Source organism: Kitasatospora sp. NPDC094028 (genome assembly GCF_049543595.1).
Classification (GTDB): Bacteria; Actinomycetota; Actinomycetes; order Streptomycetales; family Streptomycetaceae; genus Kitasatospora.
On record NZ_JBMVFA010000003.1, the window covers coordinates 60,111 to 79,706 of the forward strand.

Genomic DNA, 19,596 nt, shown 5'->3' on the forward strand with positions numbered 1-19,596 from the left:
TTCGCTGTTCGTTGTTCGCCGTTCACCGTTCGCCGCCCTTCGCCCGCCACACCTCCGAGGACAACCCCATGCGGCTCTACCTGCTCGCCCTCAACCCCACCGACTCGGTCACCCGCGGCTTCCTGCCCGCCGCCGCCCGGCTCGGCCTCGACGTCACCGTCCTCACCGACCACGTCGAGGACCACCGGCGCTCCTACGCCGACGCCGACTTCGCGTGCGAGGTGCTGGAGTGCGACGTCCAGGACTTCCGCGAGGTCATCGGCACGATCTCCCAACACCACATACCCGACGCGGTGTTCAGCAACAGCGACCACCTGCAGACCCAGACCGCCCTCGTCGCCGAGTACTTCGGCCTCACCGGCAAGGACTGGAAGGCCTCACTGCGGGCCAAGAACAAGGGCGAACTGCGCCGCCACCTGGCCGAGACCGGCCTGGACCGCGTCTGGTCCGCCGAGCTGGCCCCCGGGCAGGACCCGGCCGGGCTCACCCCGCCCTTCCCCTGCATCGTCAAGCCGCGCGAGGGCGTCGCCAGCGAGGACGTCACCCTGGTCGCCGACGCCCCCGAACTCGCCCTGCGCGTCAAGCAGATCCAGCAGCGGCGGCCCGGCGCAACGCTGGTCGTCGAGGAGTTCCTGGCCGGCGAACTGTGCACCCTGGAAACCCTCGGCGACGGCCACGCCCGGCACGTCCTCGGCGGCTTCCGCACCCGACTCTCCCCGCCGCCGGACTTCATCGAGGAAGTCCTCACCTTCACCCCGGCGCACCCCCGCCCGGTGGTCGACCAGGTGCTCGCCCAGCTCGACGCGCTCGGCGTCGGACTCGGCGCCTGCCACACCGAGTTCGTCCTCCAGCCGGACGGCCGCGCCCGCATCATCGAGGTCAACTACCGCGCCATCGGCGACCAGTGCGACCTGATGCTCGCCGAGATCCTCCGGCTCCCCTACTTCGAGCTGGTCCTGCGCACCCACCTCGGCGAGGCCCTGCCCGCCGACCTCGGCGCGCGCACCGACCTGCGGGCCCGCCACGAGCGCGTCTGCGCGGACCGCTCCGGCACCCTCACCGCCGCACCCGAGCCGCACTTCGAGCGGCGGTCGGACGGCGTCACCCTCTCCTACCGGCCGGTCCGCGAGGTCGGCGCCCGGCACGACCTCTACCGCACCAACCGCGACTACCTGGGCATCGTCTGGGCGGTCGGCCCGGACCAGGGCGCGGTGGACGCCGCCGTGGCGGACTTCATCGCCGCCAACCGCTGGGAGATCGCCTCATGACCCCGGCCGCCCCGGCGCCTGCCGCCCCGACTCCTGCCGCCCCGACTCCTGCCGCCCCGACGCCTGCCAGCGCCCCGACCGCCCCCGCCTCGACAACCAGGACACCGGCCGAACAGCTGACCCTGCGCGTCCTGTCCGCCCTGCTGCGCGAGGACGTGCTCGGCCTGCGCACCGGCGGCGCACTGGAGCAGCGGGCCGACGGCCCCTGGCTGAGCGACGGCACGCTCGCCCTGCCCGTCACCCCGGACGGCTTCCAGGGCGATCACGCCGCCCGGCTCCCGGAGTTGGAGGTGGACGGCGTCCGGCTCACCGAGCTGCCCGCCATACTGGCCCGCCTCGCCGACCGCGCCGACCCGCTCGACCGGCCCGGCCACCTGGCCTTCGCCGAGGAGTGCCGGCAGACCCTCGCCACCACCGAACTGCACGACCGGGTACGGCCCGAGGTGCACGCCGCCCTCGCCGCCCGCTACGGCGCGGACGTCGCCGACTGGACCGGCCCGCACGCCGCACTCGGCTTCGAAGCCCTCGCCGCCTTCCTCGACCACCCGGTCTACCCGACCGCGCGCGGCCGCGCCGGCCTGGACGAATCGCAACTTCGCGCGTACGCACCGGAGTTCCACCCCGCCTTCGAACTGCGCTGGCTCGCCGTACCGGCCGCGCACCTGACCACGCACGGGGACGGGCCGCTGCCCGCCTGGTGGCCGACCGCCGAACAGCTGGGCGTACCGGGCGAGTTCCGCACCGTCCCGATCCACCCGCTCACCGCCGACGAGGACTTCGAACGGATCGCGCCCGGCTCGGTGCTCGCCCCGAAGCCGTACCTCACGGTGCTGCCGACGCTGTCGATGCGAACCGTCGCCGTCGCCCAGGACCCGTCCTGCCACCTCAAACTCCCGGTCGCCACCGCCACCCTGGGCCTGCGCAACCGGCGCACCATCAAGCCGGTCACCCTGGTCAACGGGGCAGTCGGACAGCGCCTGGTGGAGACCGTGGCCGCCCACGAGCCGCGGTTCACCGGACGGGTGCTGCACGCCGACGAACAGCACTACGCGCACGCCGGCGACGAGCTGCTGGCCGTCCTGCTGCGCCGCTACCCGGACGGCCTCGACGACGCCGTCACCGTGCCGCTGGCCGCCCTGCTCGCCGAGGCGCCCGGCGGGCGGCTGGTGATCGACCACCTCGCCGACCGCTTCTACGGCGGCTCCGTCCTCGCCCTGTACGAGGACCTGCTGCGGGTGCTGGTCGACTGGCAGACCGCCCTGTTCGGCCACGGCATCGCCCTGGAGTCGCACCAGCAGAACACCTCCCTCGTCCTCGACGGGGCCGGCCTGCGGCTGCTCTACAAGGACAACGACGGCCCCCGGATCAACACCGGCAGGCTGAGCGCCGGCGGGATCGGCGAACTCGCTCCGCTGGCCGCCGAGTTCCGCGACCCCCGGATCCTCGGCGACCAGGACCGGGCGCTCACCGACCTGTTCACCACGATCACCGGCCACCTGTGCACGGCCTCACTCGCCTTCGGCCTCGCCGAACACGGCCGCGCCCCGCTGGAGCGGACCTTGGGGCTGCTGCGCGACACCCTCGCGGCCGCGGTCGACCGACTGGGCCCGGCCGGCCGACCGCTGCGGACCGCCCTGCTGGACGCCGAACGGCTGCCGGTCAAGGCCATGGTGAGCGCCGGCACCCTGCTCAGCAAGGAACGCAGCGGCGCCGCCGACATCAACAAGCACTACACCGACGGCCCCAACTACCTGCTGCCGAAGAGCCGTACGCGATGAGCCTGGACACCCTGCCGCGGCGGGCTCCGGGCGTCGCGCTGGACCGCGGCCAGGTGCACGCCATCGCCGCCTGCTACTTCGTCGCCTCCTTCGCCGCCCTCGGCCTGCCGCCGTACCTCACCGAGATCCTCCCGGGCCTCGGCGACCACGACGGGCACTGGGCGGGCCTGCTCTACATCGCGCCGACCGTCTTCACCGCCCTCGGCGCGCCGCTGTGGGGCCGGCTGGCCGACCGGTTCGGCCAGAAGCGGCTGCTGCTGCGCGCCCAACTCGGGCTCACCGTCTCGTTCCTGCTCGCCGGAGCCGCCGACAGCCTGCCCGCGTTCACCTTCGCGCTGGTCCTCCAGGGCTTCCTTGGCGGCACCTTCTCCGCCACCAACGGCTACCTCGCCGCCGCCCTGGAAGGCTCCCAGCTGTCCAGGGCGCTCACCCTGATGCAGGGCAGCGCCCGCGCCGCCCTGGTCGCCGCGCCGATCCTGGTGGGCGCGCTGTCACCGTGGATCGACCCGCACCGTCAGTACCTCGTGATGGCGGTCCTGCCACTGACCGCCGCGGTGCTGCTCGGCTTCCTGCCGGAGCCGACCCGCCCGGCAGCCCCCGTCACCGCTGCCGCCTCCACCGCGACCGCCACCGCCACCGCCACCGCCACCGCCACCGCCACCGCCACCGCCACCGCCACCGCAGCGAGCGGAACCGGGGCCCGGGCCGCACGCGCGGGCGACCCGCCCGGTTCGCTCAAGCTGCTCTACACCTTCGAGTTCGCGTTCGTCTTCGCGACCGTCATCTCCTTCCCCTACCTGATCACCCTGGTCCACGAGCGGCTACCGGGCGCCGGCGCCGCGGTCGCGGGAATCCTCTTCGCGCTGCCGCACCTGGTCTACCTGGTCACCGCCGGGCGGGTGCACAGCGCCGTCCAGGCGAGACCCCGCACCGGCCTCGCCCTCGGCTTCGCCCTCGTCGCCCTCGGCCTGGCCGGACACGCCCCCGCCCACTCCCTGCCCGCCTTCGTCCTCACCCGGGCGGCGCTCGGGCTCGGCATGACCCTCGGCCTGGTCTGCCTCGCCGTCCTCGCCGCCGAGGCCGCCCGCGGCCGCGCGCCGGGCCGGATGTTCGGCACCCGCGAGACCGTCTCCAAATGCGGCGCCGTCGCCGCCGGGCTCACCGCCGCGCTGGTCAACGGCAGCGGCGGACCGTCCGCACCCGTCGTCACCGGCACCGTCGCCGCCCTGGCCGCCGCCCTCCTCGCCCTCCTGACCCGTAGGAGCACCCGATGACCATCCGCACGGCACTCCCGCAGTCCGCCGCCACCGCACTGCCTCCCACCGCACTGCCCACCACCGCAGCGCCCACCACCGCAGCGCCCGCTACGCCCGAACTCCCCTCCGCCGACGATGCGGTGGCCCACACCCTGCTCAACTGCCTGCTGCGCGAGGTGTCCGCGCCCGAGCACCAGACCGCCGTCGACGACGGCCGCCTGCTGCTGCGCCTGCCCCGCCGCGGCACCCTGCTGCGGGTCGCCCTGCGCCGCACCTCGCTGCTCGGCGCGCACCGCTTCACCGGTCCGGTCTCCGAGGAAACCCCGGACGGCTGGCGCGAGTTGGACTGGCGCGCGCTCGCCGAGCAGGTCCAGGACGAACTGGAGCTGCGCACCGGCACCGCGAACGAGGAGTTCACCGCCCAGGTGGCGTCCAGCCACGAGGGCGTCCTCGCCGGCCTGACCGACCGACCCGCGGCCGAACACGCCCACACCCGCCACGTCGACGCCGACCACCCTGAGACCGCCCGCACCGACCGCACCGGCCGCTACCTGGAGTCCGAGCAGGCCCTGCTGTTCGGCCACCGCTTCCACCCCGCGCCTAAGTCCCGCTCCGCCGCCCGGGGCGACTGGCGCCACTACGCCCCGGAATCCCGCGCCGCCTTCCCGCTGCGCCACCTCGCGGTGCGCGCCGAGCTGCTCGCCGAGGAGTGCGCCGACGAGCGGGCCACCGCACTGCTCGACGGCCTCGGCGAAGTCCCGGACAGCTACCGGCTGTTGCCCGCCCACCCGTGGCAGTACCAGCTGATCGGCGACCACCCGCTGCTGCGCCGGGCCCTGCAGCGCGGCGACGTCCTGGACCTCGGCCCGCGCGGCGAGCACTTCACCGCCACCGCCTCGGTGCGCACCCTGCACGGCGCGGACGCCTTCCTCAAGTTCAGCCTCGACGTCCGCATCACCAACTGCCTGCGCAAGAACGCCGCCTACGAGCTGACCGGCGCCGTCACCCTCACCCGGCTGCTCGCCCCGGTGCTCGCCGACCTGACCCGGCGCTTCCCGGACGCGGCGATGCTGCGCGAACCCGCCTTCCGCACCCTCGCCCTGCCCGGCACGGACGGCCGCCCCGACCTGGCACTGTTCGAAGGCTTCGGCCTGATCGTGCGGGACGGCCTGGGCGGCGCGCTGCGCCCCGGCGTCACCCCCCTGCTCGCGGCCGCCGTCGCCGACGAGTACCCGACCAGCTCGGCCCACATCTCCCGCCTGCTGGCCGGGAGTTCGGACGCGCCTTCGGTGCTCGGCTGGTGGCGCGACTACCTGCGGCTGCTCGTCCCGCCGGTGCTGGCGGCCTACTTCGACCACGGCGTGGTGCTGGAGCCGCACCTGCAGAACGTGCTCATCGGCGTCGACGCCGCCGGACGCCCCGCCCAGGTGCTGTTCCGCGACCTGGAGGGCACCAAGCTCGTCCCCGAGCACAACGCCGGCCTGCTCGCGGCCCTGCCGCCCGAGGTGGCCGGCCCGATGACCTACGACGCCGAGCGCGGCTGGGACCGGGTGGTCTACTGCCTGCTGGTCAACCACGTCGCCGAACTCCTCGCCGCCCTCGCCGACGTGCGCCCCGACCTGGAGGGCGCGCTCTGGCAGGCCGTCCGGGACTCCCTGGAGGACTTCGCCGCCGCGCACGGCCGCCCGCCCCGGCTGCGGGCACTGCTGGCCGGGGTCCCACTGCCCGCCAAGGCCAACCTGCTGACCCGCTGGGAGCGCCGCGCCGACCGCGAGGCCGGCTATGTCCGACTGCCCTCGCCGCTGGCCGGCTCCGTCCTCGCCGAGGCCGCCCGCATGCCCGCCGCGATGCCGGCCGCCGCGCCCGTCCACCCGTCCGCCCACCCCTCCACCGGGAGCACCGCCCGATGACCCCCTCCGTCCGCAGCCACGCCACGTCTCTCGCTTCCGAAGAACTCCCCGCCTACATCTACGACTTGACGGCGCTGCGGGCGCACGCCGCCGCCGTCCGGGCCGCCCTGCCCGAGCGGGTCGAGCTGTACTACGCCGCCAAGGCCAACCCGGAGGCGCCACTGCTGCGCGCACTGCGCGACGCGGTCGACGGCTACGAGGTGTCCAGTGGAGGGGAGTTGGCGCACGTGCGGGCGGCGGCGCCGGGCGCGCGGCTGGCCTTCGGCGGGCCGGGCAAGACCCCGACCGAGATCGCCGCCGCCCTGGACGCCGGCGTGCACCGCTGGCACGTCGAGAGCGAGCAGGAGCTGCACCGGCTCGCCGCCGCGCTCGCCGACCGGCAGGAAGAGCGGACGGTGGACGTGCTGCTGCGGGTCAACCTGCCGGTCGGCGACGGCGCGTTGGACGCGGTGGCGCTGGCGATGGGCGGGCGGCCGACGCCGTTCGGCCTCGACCCGGAGCAGGCCGAGGAGTGTGTCCGGCTGCTCACCGGCGACGGCCGGCTCGGCGGGCGGCTCCGGCTGCGCGGGGTGCACGCCCACCTGGCCAGCGGGCTCGCGGCGGCGGAGCAACTGGCCGTCGCCGAGCGGATCGTCGCGTGGTCGGCGGCGCTGGCCGACCGGCACGGCTTCCCGCTGGAGGAGGTCAACATCGGCGGCGGCATGGCCGTCGACTACGACGACCCGGCGGCGCGCTTCGACTGGACGGCCTTCGGCAAGGGCCTGGCCGAGCTGCTCGACGCCCACCCGGGACTGCGACTGCGGATCGAACCGGGCCGGGCGCTGACCGCGTACTGCGGCTGGTACGCCACGGAGGTCCTGGACGTGAAGCGCAGCCACGGCGAGGACTTCGCGGTGGTCCGCGGCGGCACCCACCATCTGCGCACCCCCGCCACCCGGGGGCATTCGCAGCCGTTCGAGGTGCTGCCGGTCGACGCCTGGCCGCACCCGTGGCCGCGCCCCGCCGTCACCACCGGCCGCGCCACCCTGGCCGGCCAACTGTGCACCCCGAAGGACGTCCTGGCCCGGGCGGCGGCGGAGGCGGACGGCCTGCGGACGGCGGATCGCGTGCTGTTCGCCATGGCGGGGGCGTACGCGTGGAACATCTCGCACCACGAGTTCCTGATGCACCCGCACCCCGGGTTCCACTACCTGGGCGAATAGCGGCACGGCCTGGGCGGGTAGCGACACGGCGTAGCGAACAGATTTCAGATGACAGATGACAATTTTCAACATCTGTTATCTGAAATCTGTTCGCTGAAATCTGAACGCTGAAACCTGTTCGCCGTCACCCGGCACCCGCCGCGGCCACCGCCACCGCCGCCCGCCCGGCATCGGCCCGCCACCACCCGCTCCACCCGCACGTGGGAGAGTGGTACCGGTGAAGGGAGCGCGAAAGTGCTGATGGACAAGGTGGCGGAGATACTCGCCGAGGCGTCGGCCGAGGCGGTGGAACCGCGCTTCCGGGCATTGGCCTCCGGCGAGGTGATGGAGAAGGCCCCCGGCGAGGTCGTCACCGTCGCCGACCGAGAGGCCGAGGCGATCATCGAGCGGCGGCTGCGCGAGCTGCTGCCTGTCCCGGTGGTCGGCGAGGAGGCCGTCGCGGCCGACCCGTCGCTCGCCCTGGCCCTGCGCTCCGAGCCGGCGGTCTGGCTGGTCGACCCGGTGGACGGCACGTCCAACTTCGTGGCCGGCCGCCCCGAGTACGCCGTGATGTGCTCGCTGGTGCGCACCGGGCGGACGGTCGCCTCGTGGATCTGGCAGCCCGCGTTCTCGACCTCCTACCGCGCGGAGCTCGGCTCCGGCGCCTGGAGGAACGACGACCGACTGACCCGCCCGCCCGCACCCGCCGACGCCGGCAAGCTGACCGGCATCATGAAGACCCGTTTCCTGGCCCCGGAGCACCGCCGCCACCTGGAGGCCAACTGCACGGTGTTCGGCGAGGTCGACCCCGGCCGCAGTGCCGCCGGGATCGAGTACCCGGATGTCGCGGACGGCCGGTTCGACTTCATCTTCTACTGGCGCACCCTGCCCTGGGACCACGCCCCCGGCTCGCTGCTGGTCACCGAGGCCGGTGGTGTCTCGGCCCGCATGGACGGCACCCCGTACCGCCCCGAGGCCCCCGGCTGCGAGGACGGCCTCTTGGTCGCCGCCGACCCGGCGACCTGGGAGCTCACCCGCGCCGTCCTCATGGCCGACTGACGCCGGCGGACCCCCGCCAACCCGACCGGCCCCCACCCCTGCCCCCACCCCCGCCCCGGCCGACCGGCCTCAGCCGGCCCGATCCCCCGCGACCTTGCGCCCCGCCCCCACCACGTCGCGCAGCAGCGCGCCGACCTCGCCGACCGTGGTGTGCGGGTTGAGCAGCGTCAGCTTGAGCCGCACCCGGCCCGGCCCCTCGCCGGGCAGTTCGGTGCGCCCGACGACGGCCCGCCCCGAGCGGAGCAGCAGCCGCCGCAGCTGCCCGTTCAGCTCGTCGACGGCCTGGTCCGCGAGGCCGGGCGGCCGGTAGCGGAACAGCAGCGCGGTGAGTACCGGTTCGGCGTGGAGTTCGAGCAGCGGTTCGGCGCGGACGGCGTCGGCGGCGGCGCGCGCGAGGTCGTGGCAGGCGTCGACGAGGCGGCCGAGCCCGTCGCGGCCCAGGGTCCGCAGGGTGACGGCGAGTTTGAAGGCGTCGGCGCGGCGGGTGGTGCGCAGGGAGCGGCCGAGCAGGCTGGGGTAGCCGGCCTGTTCGTCGTCGACCGGGTTGAGGTATTCGGCGCGGCGGGCGAGGGAGACGTAGGTCTCGGCCCGCCGGACGAGGAAGATCCCGGCGGCGGCGGGCTGCCAGCCGAGTTTGTGCCAGTCGAGGGAGACGGAGTCGGCGCGGGCGATGCCGTCGAGGAGCGGGGCGAGCCGCTCGGAGAGCAGTGCGCCGCCGCCGTACGCGGCGTCGACGTGCAGCCAGGCGCCGTAGCGGCCGGCGAGGTCGGCGGCGGCGTGCAGTGGGTCGACGGCGCCGGTGTCGGTGGTGCCGGCGGTGGCGACGACGGCGATGGGGGTGCGTCCGGCCCAGCTGGCCTCGGCCATGGCGCGTTCCAACTCGTCTTCGCGCATGCGCAGTTGCCGGTCGACGGCGACGGGGACGACGGCCCGTTCGCCGAGTCCGAGGAGCGCGGCGGCGCGCTGGACGGAGAAGTGCGCGGCTTCGGAGGCGAGGATGCACGGGCGGACGCCGGCCGGGATGCCGTCCAACTCGACGATGCCGTCGAGCTTCTGGTCGCGCGCGAGCATCAGTCCCATCAGGTTGGACTCGGTGCCGCCGGAGGTGAGGACGCCGGCCGCGCGGTGCGGTTCGTAGCCGACGAGGGCGGCGAGTTCGGCGAGCACCGCGGTTTCGAGGGCGGTGGCGGCGGGGGCCTGGTCCCAGGAGTCCTGGGAGGGGTTGAGGGCGCTGACGGCGAGGTCGGCGGCGGTGGCGACGGCGAGCGGCGGGCAGTGCAGGTGGGCGGCGCAGGCCGGGTCGGCGGGGTCGGCGGCGCCGTAGGCGAGGAGTTCGGTGAGCCGGGTGAGCGCGTCGCGGCCGCTCGCGCCGGCGAGGGCGTCGGCGACCAGGGCGGTGATCTCGGCGGGGCTGCCGGCGGGCAGCGGCCCGGCGCGGAGCACGATGCCGGCTTCGAGCGCGTCGAGGACGGCGGCGAGCAGTGGCGCGAGCGCGCCGGGCCCGCCCGCACCGCCGGCCAGGGCGTCCAACGGGGCGGCGCTGTCGGGCAGTTCGGGCACCTCGTCCGGACCGTGGCCGCGCCCGGCACCGGAGCCAGAACCGGAGCCCGAGCCGGAGCCCGCGCCGACCCCGCCGCTCACCGCTCGCCCCTCGCGCCGACAGCGCCCGCCTGAACACCTGACGGAACGCCGGCCGGGACCGCCGCCGGAACGCCCGCAGCCGCCGCGATGGCGTCGGCGAGCCGGTCGAGCACCGCCTCGGTCTGCTCGTCGGTGATGGTGAGCGGCGGGAGCAGCCGCAGCACCGCGTCGTGGCGGCCGCCGAGTTCGACGATCAGGCCGCGCGCGAGGCAGGCCTCGCGGACGCGGACGGCGAGCGCGGGGTCGGCGGGGCGGGCGCCGCAGGCGTCGGGTTCGGCGGCGGGGTCGACGAGTTCGACGCCGAGCATCAGCCCGCGCCCGCGCACGTCGCCGATGACGGGCAGTTCGGCGGCGAGCGCGCGCAGCCGCGCGGTGATCCGTTCGCCGACCGCGGCGGCCCGGTCGGCGAGGCCGTGCGCGGAGACGTACCGCAGGGTGGCGGCCCCGGCGGCCATGGCGAGGGTGTTGCCGCGGAAGGTGCCGGTGTGGGCGCCGGGCCGCCAGCCGTCGTAGTCCTCGCGGTAGACGACGACGGCGAGCGGCAGGCTGCCGCCGATGGCCTTGGAGAGCACCATCGCGTCCGGGACGACGCCGCTGTGTTCGACGGCCCACATCGCACCGGTGCGCCCGACGCCGGTCTGCACCTCGTCGACGATCAGCGGGATGCCGCGTTCGGCGGTGATCCGGCGCATCGCGCGCAGCCAGCCGTCCGGTGCGGGGACGACGCCGCCCTCGCCCTGGACGGCTTCCAGGACCATCGCGGCGGGCGGGACGACGCCGCCGGAGGGGTCGTCGAGCAGGCGTTCCACGTAGGTGGCGGCGAGGTCGGCGCCGGCCTCCCCGCCGATCCCGAACGGGCAGCGGTAGCCGTACGGGTAGGGCAGCCGGACGACTTCGCCGCCGCCGGGCAGGGGTTCCTTGACGGCGACGTTGCCGGTGAGGGCGAGGGCGCCGGCGGTCATGCCGTGGTAGGCGCCGGTGAAGGCGAGCGCGCCGCAGCGGCCGGTGGCGGTCTGCATCAGTTTGAGCGCGGCCTCGACGGCGTCGGTGCCGGCCGGTCCGCAGAAGTGGACCCGGGCGCGGGCGGCGAACTCGGCGGGCAGGCTCTCGAAGAGGGCGCTGGTGAAGTCGTCCTTCTCCGCGGTCGCGAGGTCGAGCAGGTGCAGGGGGGCGCCACTGTCGAGGGTGCGGCGGATCGCCTCCAGGACCACGGGGTGGTTGTGGCCGAGGGCGAGCGTGCCGGCGCCGGAGAGGCAGTCGAGGTAGCGCCGCCCGTCCGCGCCTTCGACGGTCATGCCGTGGGCGCGGACGGGGACGATCGGGAAGGACCGGGCGTACGTGCGGGCGGCGGACTCGCGCACGCGCTGGCGGCGCAGGATGGCCTCGCCGTTGGCGGGGGCCCCGGAAGCGGCCTGGGCGGGTACGGCGGCGAGCGACAAGACGGACCCCCAAATGATGTTAGGTAAGCCTAACCTTATAGCTCTTGACCTGGCGCGATGCCCCAGAGCGTTCAGAACCACCCGCGCGAGTGAACCTCCCCCGGTCCTGCCAACGAGCGCGGAGCCGAAAGGTCACGGCCGCCGCGCGAACGTCACTCCGCACGGCGGGAGCACCGCCCGGCCCTCCGATCGCCCGGCTCTGCGGCCCTCCGCCCGACCCCCCGATCGGCCCCCGCCCGCCTCCCGATCGGCTCACCGACCGGACGTCACGCCTTCCCCGTCCACCGGTAGCACAGCTCCGGCCGCCCGACGCTCCCGTACTGCGGCTCCCGCACCGCGCGCCCGGTGTCCACCAGGTGTTCGAGGTAGCGCCGCGCGGTGATCCGGGACACCCCGGCGGCGGTGCCCGCCGCGGCCGCGGACAGCCCGGTCGCCGCTTCGCGCAGCACGGCCGCGACGGTCTCCAGGGTGGGCGCGCTCAGCCCCTTCGGCAGGGTGCTGCGCTCGGAGGTGCGCAGCAGCGCGAGCGCCTGGTCGACCTCGTCCTGGCCGGTCGCCTCGCCGCTGCGCCCGAGGCTCGCGCGGTAGCGGGCGTAGCGTTCGAGCCGGTCGTGCAGGGCGGCGGCGCTGAACGGTTTCAGCAGGTACTGCACCACGCCCGCCGAGACGGCCTGCCGGACCATGGCGAGGTCGCGGGCCGAGGTCACCGCGATGACGTCGGTGGCGTGGCCGGCGGCGCGCAGCGTGCGGCAGAGCTGGAGGCCGTGGCCGTCCGGCAGGTAGAGGTCGAGCAGGGTGAGGTCGACGGGCGTGCCGGCGGCGCGGGCGCGGTCCAGGAAGCGCAGCGCGTCGGCGCAGCTGTGGACGGTCCCGGCGGCGTGGAAGCCGGGCTCGCGTCCGACGTAGAGGGTGTGCGCGGCGGCGGCCACCGGGTCGTCCTCGACGACCAGCACGGAGATCTCCGGCCCTGCCCCGGCTCCGCCCGTCACGTCGACGCCCCTTCCCGCTCCCGCTCGTCGCCCCGCTCCCCCGCACGCGCTCCCTCGCGAGCCCCTTCACGCGCCGTTTCGAGGGCCGCTTCGAGGGCCCCTTCGCGGACCCCCGCGCCGGCTGCGCCCGCGCGCCCCCGCCCGGCCAGCGGCAGCCGCACGGTGAGCACCGCGCCGCGCTCGCGCCCGACCTCGACGGTGCCGCCGTTGCGCCGGGCGGCCTGGGCGACCAGGGCGAGCCCGAGGCCGTGCCCGCGCCCGTCCTGCTTGGTGCTCCAGCCGCGACGGAAGACGTCCTCGACGGCGGCCGGGTCGATGCCGGCGCCGGTGTCGGCGACCCGCAGCAGCAGGCGGGCGTCGGGGGCGTCGCCGCCCTCGATCCGGGCGGTGACGGTGACCTCCGGGGGCACCGGGCTGTGCGCGGCGCCGGCGATGGCGGCGTCGACGGCGTTGTCGATCAGGTTGCCGAGCACGGTGATCAGGTCCCGCGCGGAGAGCCCGGGCGGCAGGACGCCGTCGTCGATCCGGCTGTCCTCGGTGAGGGTGAGTTCGACGCCGCGTTCGGCTGCCTGGGCGGCCTTGCCGAGCAGCAGCGCGGCCAGCACCGGTTCGCCGACCGCGGCGACGACCCGGTCGGTGAGCTGCTGGGCGAGGGCGAGTTCGGCGGTGGCGAACTCCACCGCCTGTTCGTGGCGGCCCAGTTCGATCAGCGAGACGACGGCGTGCAGCCGGTTGGCGGCCTCGTGGGCCTGGGCGCCGAGCGCGTCGGTGAAGCCGCGTACGGAGTCCAGTTCGCCGCTGAGCGCCTGGAGTTCGGTGTGATCGCGGAGGGTGACGACCCGGCCGAGGCCGGTGCCGATGGTGGAGGTGTTGAGCACGACGACCCGCTCGGCGGTCAGGTGCACCTCGTCGCGGACCGGCTCGGCGCCGAGCACGGCCGCCACCAGCGCCTCCGGCAGGCCCAGCCCGTCGACCGGACGTCCGTCCAACTCGCCTTCCAGGTCGAGCAGTTCGCGGGCGGCATCGTTGCACAGCACGACCCGGTGCGCGCGGTCGAGCAGGATCAGCCCCTCGCGCACCGAGCGCAGGGTGGCCTGGTGGTACTCGTAGAGGTGGCTCAGTTCGTCCGGCCCCATGCCGTGGGTGTGCCGCCGCAGCCGGGAGTTGGCGAGGTAGGTGCCGAGCCCGCCGAGCGCGAGCGCGCCGGCCGCGACGCCGACCAGGGCGAGCAGCGGGCCGCTGAGCCACGCGGAGATGGAATCCAGCGTGAGGCCGACACTGACCAGCGCGATCACCCGGTGCCGGTCGTCCAGCACGGGGGTGACCACCCGTACGGACGGGCCGAGCGTGCCGGTGTACGTCTCGCTGCGGGTCTGCCCGGCGAGCGCCCAGTCGATGTGTCCGAGGTACGGCCGGCCGATCTGCTCGGGCCGCGGGTGGGTCCAGCGCACGCCCGTGGTGTCCATGACGGTGATGAAGGAGACCCCGGTGTCGATGCGCACCTGCTCGGCGTACGGCTGGAGGACGGCGGTCGGGTCGGGCCCGGTGACGGCGCTGCGGACGGTCGGCGCGTCGGCGACGGCGTGCGCGACGGCGGTCACCTGGCGGCGGGCGGCGTCCTCGGTGCGCTGGGCGGTGAACAGGTACGCGAGCACCGCGCCGCCCGCGACGACGGCGGCGACGATGACCACCTGGACGACGAACAGCTGCCCGGCCAGGCTGTGGACCAGCCCGCGCGGCGCACGGAGGCGGCGGCGCGCGGCGGCGGGGGCGGGGGGCACGGGCATGCCTGCCAGTGTGCACCACGAGGCCGGGCGACGACCCCGGTGCGACAACGAACCGGTGCCCGGGGAGCGGCCGAGGAGCGGCCCGGGACCGGCCCGGCGAGCGGCCCGGGGAACAGCCCGGGGAGCCGCCCGAGAACAGCCCGAGAACAGCCCGGGGAGCGGCCGAAGCCCCGGAGAACTTTATGACCGCAAACGTGACCCGGATCACGCGCAGGCCCGATAGTCGGATCGGCCCACCACCCGGGGCCGCCAGGACTGCAGGGCGAAGGAGCCGCAGATGTCGATCGCTGGAGCCGCACCGGCGGGGGGACCCAGACGCAAGGACCGCACCCACTACCTCTACCTCGCCGTGATCGCCGCCGTGATCGCGGGCGTGGTGGTGGGGCTGGCCGCGCCCGGCTTCGCGACGGAGCTGAAGCCGGTCGGCACCGGGTTCGTCAATCTGATCAAGATGATGATCAGCCCGGTCATCTTCTGCACCATCGTGCTCGGCATCGGCTCGGTCACCAAGGCGGCGAAGGTCGGCAAGGTCGGCGGCCTCGCGCTCGGCTACTTCCTGGTGATGTCGACCGTCGCGCTCGCCATCGGCCTGGTCGTCGGCAACCTGCTGGAGCCCGGCGGCGGCCTGCACCTGACCGCCGCGCTCGCCAAGTCCGGCCACGCCCAGGCGGCGGCCGGCGGCGCCCAGTCGACCACCGACTTCCTGCTCGGGATGATCCCCACCACCCTGTTCTCGGCCGTCACCGAGGGCAAGGTGCTGCAGACCCTGCTGGCCGCGCTGCTCGCCGGCTTCGCCCTGCAGGCGATGGGCCCGGCCGGCGCCCCGGTGCTGCGCGGGATCGAGCACGTGCAGCGGCTGGTCTTCCGGATCATGTCGATGATCATGTGGGTGGCGCCGATCGGCGCGTTCGGCGCGATGGCCGCCGTGGTCGGGGCCACCGGCACCGCCGCGCTGAAGAGCCTCGCCGTGATCATGGTCGGCTTCTACCTGACCTGCGCGCTGTTCGTCGTCGTGGTGCTGGGCGCGCTGCTGCGCCTGGTCGCCGGGATCAACGTGTTCGCGCTGCTCAAGTACCTCGGCCGCGAGTTCCTGCTGATCCTGTCGACCTCCTCCTCGGAGAGCGCGCTGCCCCGCCTGATCGCCAAGATGGAGCACCTGGGCGTCAGCCGCCCGGTCGTCGGCATCACCGTGCCGACCGGCTACAGCTTCAACCTCGACGGCACCGCGATCTACCTCACCATGTCGTCGATCTTCATCTCCGAGGCGATGGACAAGCCGATGGGGATCGGCGAGCAGCTGTCGCTGCTGGTCTTCATGGTGATCGCGAGCAAGGGCGCGGCCGGCGTCACCGGCGCCGGACTGGCCACCCTCGCGGGCGGCCTGCAGTCCCACAAGCCGGCCCTGGTGGACGGCGTCGGGCTGATCGTCGGCATCGACCGGTTCATGTCCGAGGCCCGGGCGCTCACCAACTTCGCGGGCAACGCCGTCGCCACCGTGCTGATCGGCCGCTGGACCGGCGAACTGGACACCGAACGCGCCCAGCGGGTGCTGGCGGGCGAAGTGCCTTTCGACGAGCAGACGCTGCTCGACAGCACCGGCGGCCACGAGGCGCCCCACGCCCCGGTCGACCCCGACGCGACCCCCGCCCCGGTGCCCGCCTGAGCGAGCCCGCACTCCTCGGTCCGGCGCCGGCCCCCACCCCGGAAGAACGGCGCCGGACCGAGGGTCCCCCACAGCCGGATCGGCCCGCCCCCACAGCGCGGGCCGATCCGGCTACAGCTCCTGCGGCCCGTCCGACCGCGACTCCTCCGGCGCGGCCACCGCTCCTTCGGCTCCTTCGGCCCGCCTGCGGGTCCTCCGGCCCGGCTACAGCTCCTCGGACCCGCTGAGCGCCCAGGCCACCCCGCTCGCCGGGTCCTCCAGCGCCACGTGCAGGTGCCGCAGTCCGGCCGCCGGCTCCAGCCAGGTGAAGCAGCGCATCCGGGCCACCAGCGCGTTGACCTCCGCGCGGTCCGGGCCGTCCGGGCCGCTCGCACCCGTCATCGCGCCGAGCGCCCGCCACAGCGCGAGCCGCCCGTGCGCGCAGCCCCGCGCCCGCCCGGCGGCGGCCGCCTGCACCAGCGCCGGGCAGACCAGCGCGAACGGCAGGTACCCGCCGACGACCCGCAGGCCGCGCGCCCCCCGGGCCGCCACCGCCAGCCGGGCCGCCGCCAGCGGGGCCGGACCGCGCACGCAGACCGCCTCCGCCCACGGCACCAGCGCGGCCAGCGCCGCCGTCGCCGCCGCGGCCCGGGCCGCCCGCTGACCGCCCAACCGGTCCGCCGGATCCGGCAGTTCGACCGCGCCCAGGCCCTCCCGGTCGGCCGGCAGGGTCAGCAGCGCGCTGCGCGCACCGCCGCACGGCAGGTACTCGCGTACCCGCGCGCCCTCCTCCCAGCCCGCCGCCTCCCACGGCTCCAGGCACAGCGGCACGCCCTCCGGGTCCGGCTCGGCCCCGTACGAGAGGTCCTCGCCCAGCAGCACCCGGGTGTGCGTGACCAGCCGCCGCACCGGGGCCGGGCCGAGCAGCGGGGCCAGCCGGAGCCAGGAGTGCCTGGTCGCCAGCACCTCCCACAGCGGCCCGGCGTCGTGGTCGGCGACCCCGGCGGCCGTCCCCGGACCACCGTCCAGGTCGAACAGCCGGACGGCCAGCTCCGGCGGCGCCGAGTAGGCGATCAGGTGCCCGAGCGGCGCGGTCAGCGCCGCCGCGGTCGCCTCACCGGCCCGCTCCACGGCGGCCGCCCGGCCCTGCCGGTAGGCAGCCAGCAGCTCGGGCCAGCGGCCGTCGTCGGCCAGGGCGCGCAGGCGGTGGTCCTCGTACGTGATCACGATTTTCAGCGTACGGGCCGGGGCGGCGCATCAGCTGACTTACCGTCGGCTCGGTGCGTCGAAGCGGTTCGCCCCCCAGGGCGATCCGAGGCGGCAGCCCGGACCCGCCGGTGCGGCGGCGCTCAGCCGCCACGGCCCCGTTCGCGCTCCCGTTCGACGACCACCTCCCAGCGCGCCCGCAGCTCGCCACCCCGCCGCCGGGCGACCCCGGGCAGGGGGCGGGAGTTCGCGAGCGTACGGGCTCAGCCGGTCGGCGAGGCGTCCGCGATCAGACGGGCGGCGTGCACCCGGCCCGCGTGCTCGACCAGGTCGATCAGCACCTCCTTGCCGGAGGCCCGGCGGCGGGCGTCGCACAGGACGACCGGGGTGCCGGCGTCCAGGCCCAGTGCGCGGGCGACTTCCGCCGGGCCGAACTCACGCGTCCCGGCGAAGCGGTTCACCGCGACCACGAACGGGATGCCCCGGTGCTCGAAGAAGTCGACGGCCGGGAAGCAGTCGGTCAGCCGGCGGGTGTCGGCGAGCACGACGGCGCCGAGCGCGTCTTGAGCGCGAGCACGGCGTCGCCCGGGTCGTCCTCGAACGGGCCGGGCGGCGGCACGGACCGGCCGGACACTCCGCCGGAGGATCCGTCGCCGCGGGCGTGAGGGTGGGCGTGGGGGCGGGGGCGGGCGTGGGGGCGGGCCGGCGCGGACGGTCGGTCAGAGCGCGCGGAGTCCATGGATGACCTCCTGGAGGATGCGCTCGTCGGGGAGCAGGGCGGGCGGGACCGGGCGGTTGACCCGGATGAGCCCGGCCGCCCGCAGGTCCCCGACCGGCAGGTCGAGCTCGGCGGCGAGTTCGGCCACCGACTGCGGCACGTCGCCGCACAGGGAGAGGATGCGGGCCTGTTCCGGGCCTACCGGCGGCTCGGGGGCGTCCGGGGCGAGCAGCGGGTTGGGCGCCTCCCGGAAGACCAGGGCGATCAGGTCGAACCGCCGGCCCTCGCCACCGGTCCGCCCCCGGGTGAGGGCGTACGGGCGGACCACCGGGCCCGGTGGAAGGCGGACATCGCGATCCGCACCGCCTCCGGGCTCCGGCCGCCGGGCGCCCGGGGGCGGCACCGCGGTCTTGTCGCATGGGTGGCGGGCCTTTCGGGCGGGGTCGGGGTGGGCCGGGTCGGGGTGGGCCGGCCCGGGTCACGCGGGCGGTGCGGGGAAGTCCTCGACGGCCAGTTCGCCCGCCTCCAGGTAGCCGGCCCGCTCCTGGGCGGTCGGGGACAGGGCGACGAAGGCGGAGGCGAGGAAGAGGAAGGAGCCGAGGCCGACCGCGAGCGGGAAGACGAACTCCATCGGGCCGGCGCCGCCGAGGCCGGCCCGGTCCGGGTCGAGCCGGACGTGGACGGCGGCCATGCCGGTGTAGTGCATGCAGCTGACGGCGAGGCCCATGGCCAGCGAGGCGGCGGCGGCCGCGTACACGTTGCGGATGGTGACGGCCGCCCAGAGCGCGGCGGTGGCGGCGCCGACCGCGACCAGCACGGACAGCGCGACCGTGCCGGCGTCGTAGTGCATGCCGCCGTGCATCCGGACGGCGGCCATGCCGAGGTAGTGCATCGCGGCGACGCCCAGCCCGGTGGTGACGCCGCCGGCCAGCAGGGCCGGGCCGCGGTGCCGGCCGTAGCAGACGACGGTCAGGCCGAGGCCGGTGACCAGGACGGCGACGGCGAGGCTGAGGACGGTCAGCGGCACGTCGTAGCGCAGTTCGGTGCCGTCGACGGTGAAGCCGAACATGGCGACGAAGTGCATCGTCCAGATGCCGGAGCCGATCGCGGCGGCGGCCGTGACCAGCCAGTTCCGGCGGGCGGCGCCGTTCGCCGCGAGCCCTCGCAGGGTGCAGCGCAGGCCGAGGGCGGCACCGGCGCAGGCCATCACGTAGGAGAGGGCGGGTGTCAGCCAGCCGAAGCTGACGTGGTTGAGGGTGCCCATCGGACCTCCGGTCGACCGGTCGGGCCCGGGGCGGTACGCGTCGCGCCCGGGCTCCCCGGGCCGGGCGGACTGCACGCGACCGGCGGCGGTGGAAGGACTTCGGGCTGTCCTGACGCACCGTCAAATGCCGGTCGCATGTGCGCTTTCGGCCTGGGGTGCGTGGGACGCTATCGAGGGGCCGGAATCAGCCACCCGGAGATCCGGAAAGCCACCCGCGAGGCGCGGGCGTTGTGTTCGAATGGGTCGGCCCCCTGCCCGGAGGGCGGCAGGCCCGCGAACACCGAACAGATTTCAGCGAACAGCCGACAACTTTCATCATCTGTTATCTGTTCGCTGAAATCTGTTATCTGTCAGCTGTTATCTGTCATCCGTCAGCTGCCGACTGTTGACCGTCAGCCGGCAGCCGTCACCCGCCGGCCGCCACACCCCGCGCCGGACACCGGGCGGCCCCGACCGCG

At 75.3% G+C, this 19,596-nt stretch carries 14 protein-coding genes and 1 pseudogene; 7 read left to right on the plus strand and 8 right to left on the minus strand.

The genetic code is table 11. The features are described 5' to 3' along the window. Positions 1 to 68: 68 nt before the first annotated feature. The 6 genes from ACPC54_RS06015 to ACPC54_RS06040 all read left to right on the plus strand — a co-directional run bounded on the left by ACPC54_RS06015 (position 69) and on the right by ACPC54_RS06040 (position 8,452). The gene (locus tag ACPC54_RS06015) at positions 69 to 1,268 is read left to right on the plus strand and encodes an ATP-grasp domain-containing protein (protein ID WP_498961679.1); all 1,200 of its coding nucleotides are present in this window, start codon (positions 69 to 71) and stop codon (positions 1,266 to 1,268) included. Next, positions 1,265 to 3,046 (plus strand): IucA/IucC family protein, encoded by a 1,782-nt coding sequence (locus ACPC54_RS06020; RefSeq protein ID WP_498961681.1) that lies wholly within the window; start codon positions 1,265 to 1,267, stop codon positions 3,044 to 3,046. The genes ACPC54_RS06015 and ACPC54_RS06020 overlap by 4 nt, the downstream gene beginning before the upstream one ends. Further along, positions 3,043 to 4,320, plus strand: coding sequence for an MFS transporter (locus ACPC54_RS06025; RefSeq protein ID WP_498961683.1), 1,278 nt, complete (start codon positions 3,043 to 3,045; stop codon positions 4,318 to 4,320). Before ACPC54_RS06020 ends, ACPC54_RS06025 begins: the two co-directional genes overlap by 4 nt. Further along, entirely contained in the window at positions 4,317 to 6,212 is a 1,896-nt protein-coding gene (locus ACPC54_RS06030) for an IucA/IucC family protein (protein ID WP_498961685.1), read from the plus strand. Before ACPC54_RS06025 ends, ACPC54_RS06030 begins: the two co-directional genes overlap by 4 nt. Then, positions 6,209 to 7,414, plus strand: coding sequence for a type III PLP-dependent enzyme (locus ACPC54_RS06035; RefSeq protein WP_498961687.1), 1,206 nt, complete (start codon positions 6,209 to 6,211; stop codon positions 7,412 to 7,414). The genes ACPC54_RS06030 and ACPC54_RS06035 overlap by 4 nt, the downstream gene beginning before the upstream one ends. Positions 7,415 to 7,654: 240 nt before the next feature. Further along, positions 7,655 to 8,452: an inositol monophosphatase family protein gene (locus tag ACPC54_RS06040; protein ID WP_498962423.1), complete on the plus strand. Its 798-nt coding sequence runs from the start codon at positions 7,655 to 7,657 to the stop codon at positions 8,450 to 8,452. A gap of 69 nt (positions 8,453 to 8,521) precedes the next feature. Here the strand turns inward: ACPC54_RS06040 and ACPC54_RS06045 are convergent, their stop codons facing one another. From ACPC54_RS06045 to ACPC54_RS06060, 4 genes are all read right to left on the minus strand, one after another. Next, positions 8,522 to 10,093: a pyridoxal phosphate-dependent decarboxylase family protein gene (locus tag ACPC54_RS06045; protein WP_498961689.1), complete on the minus strand. Its 1,572-nt coding sequence runs from the start codon at positions 10,091 to 10,093 to the stop codon at positions 8,522 to 8,524. Then, positions 10,090 to 11,532 carry a diaminobutyrate--2-oxoglutarate transaminase gene (locus ACPC54_RS06050; protein WP_498961691.1) on the minus strand — a complete coding sequence of 481 codons (1,443 nt, stop codon included), beginning with the start codon at positions 11,530 to 11,532 and terminating at the stop codon, positions 10,090 to 10,092. The genes ACPC54_RS06045 and ACPC54_RS06050 overlap by 4 nt, the downstream gene beginning before the upstream one ends. 266 nt (positions 11,533 to 11,798) lie before the next feature. Beyond that, the gene (locus ACPC54_RS06055) at positions 11,799 to 12,521 is read right to left on the minus strand and encodes a response regulator (RefSeq protein ID WP_498961693.1); all 723 of its coding nucleotides are present in this window, start codon (positions 12,519 to 12,521) and stop codon (positions 11,799 to 11,801) included. Then, positions 12,518 to 14,308: a sensor histidine kinase gene (locus tag ACPC54_RS06060; protein WP_498961695.1), complete on the minus strand. Its 1,791-nt coding sequence runs from the start codon at positions 14,306 to 14,308 to the stop codon at positions 12,518 to 12,520. The genes ACPC54_RS06055 and ACPC54_RS06060 overlap by 4 nt, the downstream gene beginning before the upstream one ends. Positions 14,309 to 14,585: 277 nt before the next feature. Here ACPC54_RS06060 and ACPC54_RS06065 point away from each other — a divergent pair, with 277 nt between their 5' ends. Beyond that, on the plus strand, positions 14,586 to 15,971 hold the full coding sequence (locus tag ACPC54_RS06065) for a cation:dicarboxylate symporter family transporter (protein WP_498961697.1): 1,386 nt from the start codon (positions 14,586 to 14,588) through the stop codon (positions 15,969 to 15,971). Positions 15,972 to 16,175: 204 nt separating this feature from the next. Here the strand turns inward: ACPC54_RS06065 and ACPC54_RS06070 are convergent, their stop codons facing one another. From ACPC54_RS06070 to ACPC54_RS06085, 4 genes and pseudogenes are all read right to left on the minus strand, one after another. Next, positions 16,176 to 17,177, minus strand: a complete 1,002-nt coding sequence (locus ACPC54_RS06070; protein WP_498961699.1) for a hypothetical protein — start codon at positions 17,175 to 17,177, stop codon at positions 16,176 to 16,178. 242 nt (positions 17,178 to 17,419) lie between these two features. Continuing rightward, a pseudogene (locus tag ACPC54_RS06075) lies at positions 17,420 to 17,752 on the minus strand (ATP/GTP-binding protein); the annotation flags it as partial. Positions 17,753 to 17,875: 123 nt separating this feature from the next. Further along, the gene (locus ACPC54_RS06080) at positions 17,876 to 18,202 is read right to left on the minus strand and encodes a DUF742 domain-containing protein (protein ID WP_498961701.1); all 327 of its coding nucleotides are present in this window, start codon (positions 18,200 to 18,202) and stop codon (positions 17,876 to 17,878) included. Between the two features lie 150 nt (positions 18,203 to 18,352). After that, entirely contained in the window at positions 18,353 to 19,138 is a 786-nt protein-coding gene (locus ACPC54_RS06085) for an MHYT domain-containing protein (RefSeq protein WP_498961703.1), read from the minus strand. Between the last annotated feature and the right edge of the window lie 458 nt (positions 19,139 to 19,596).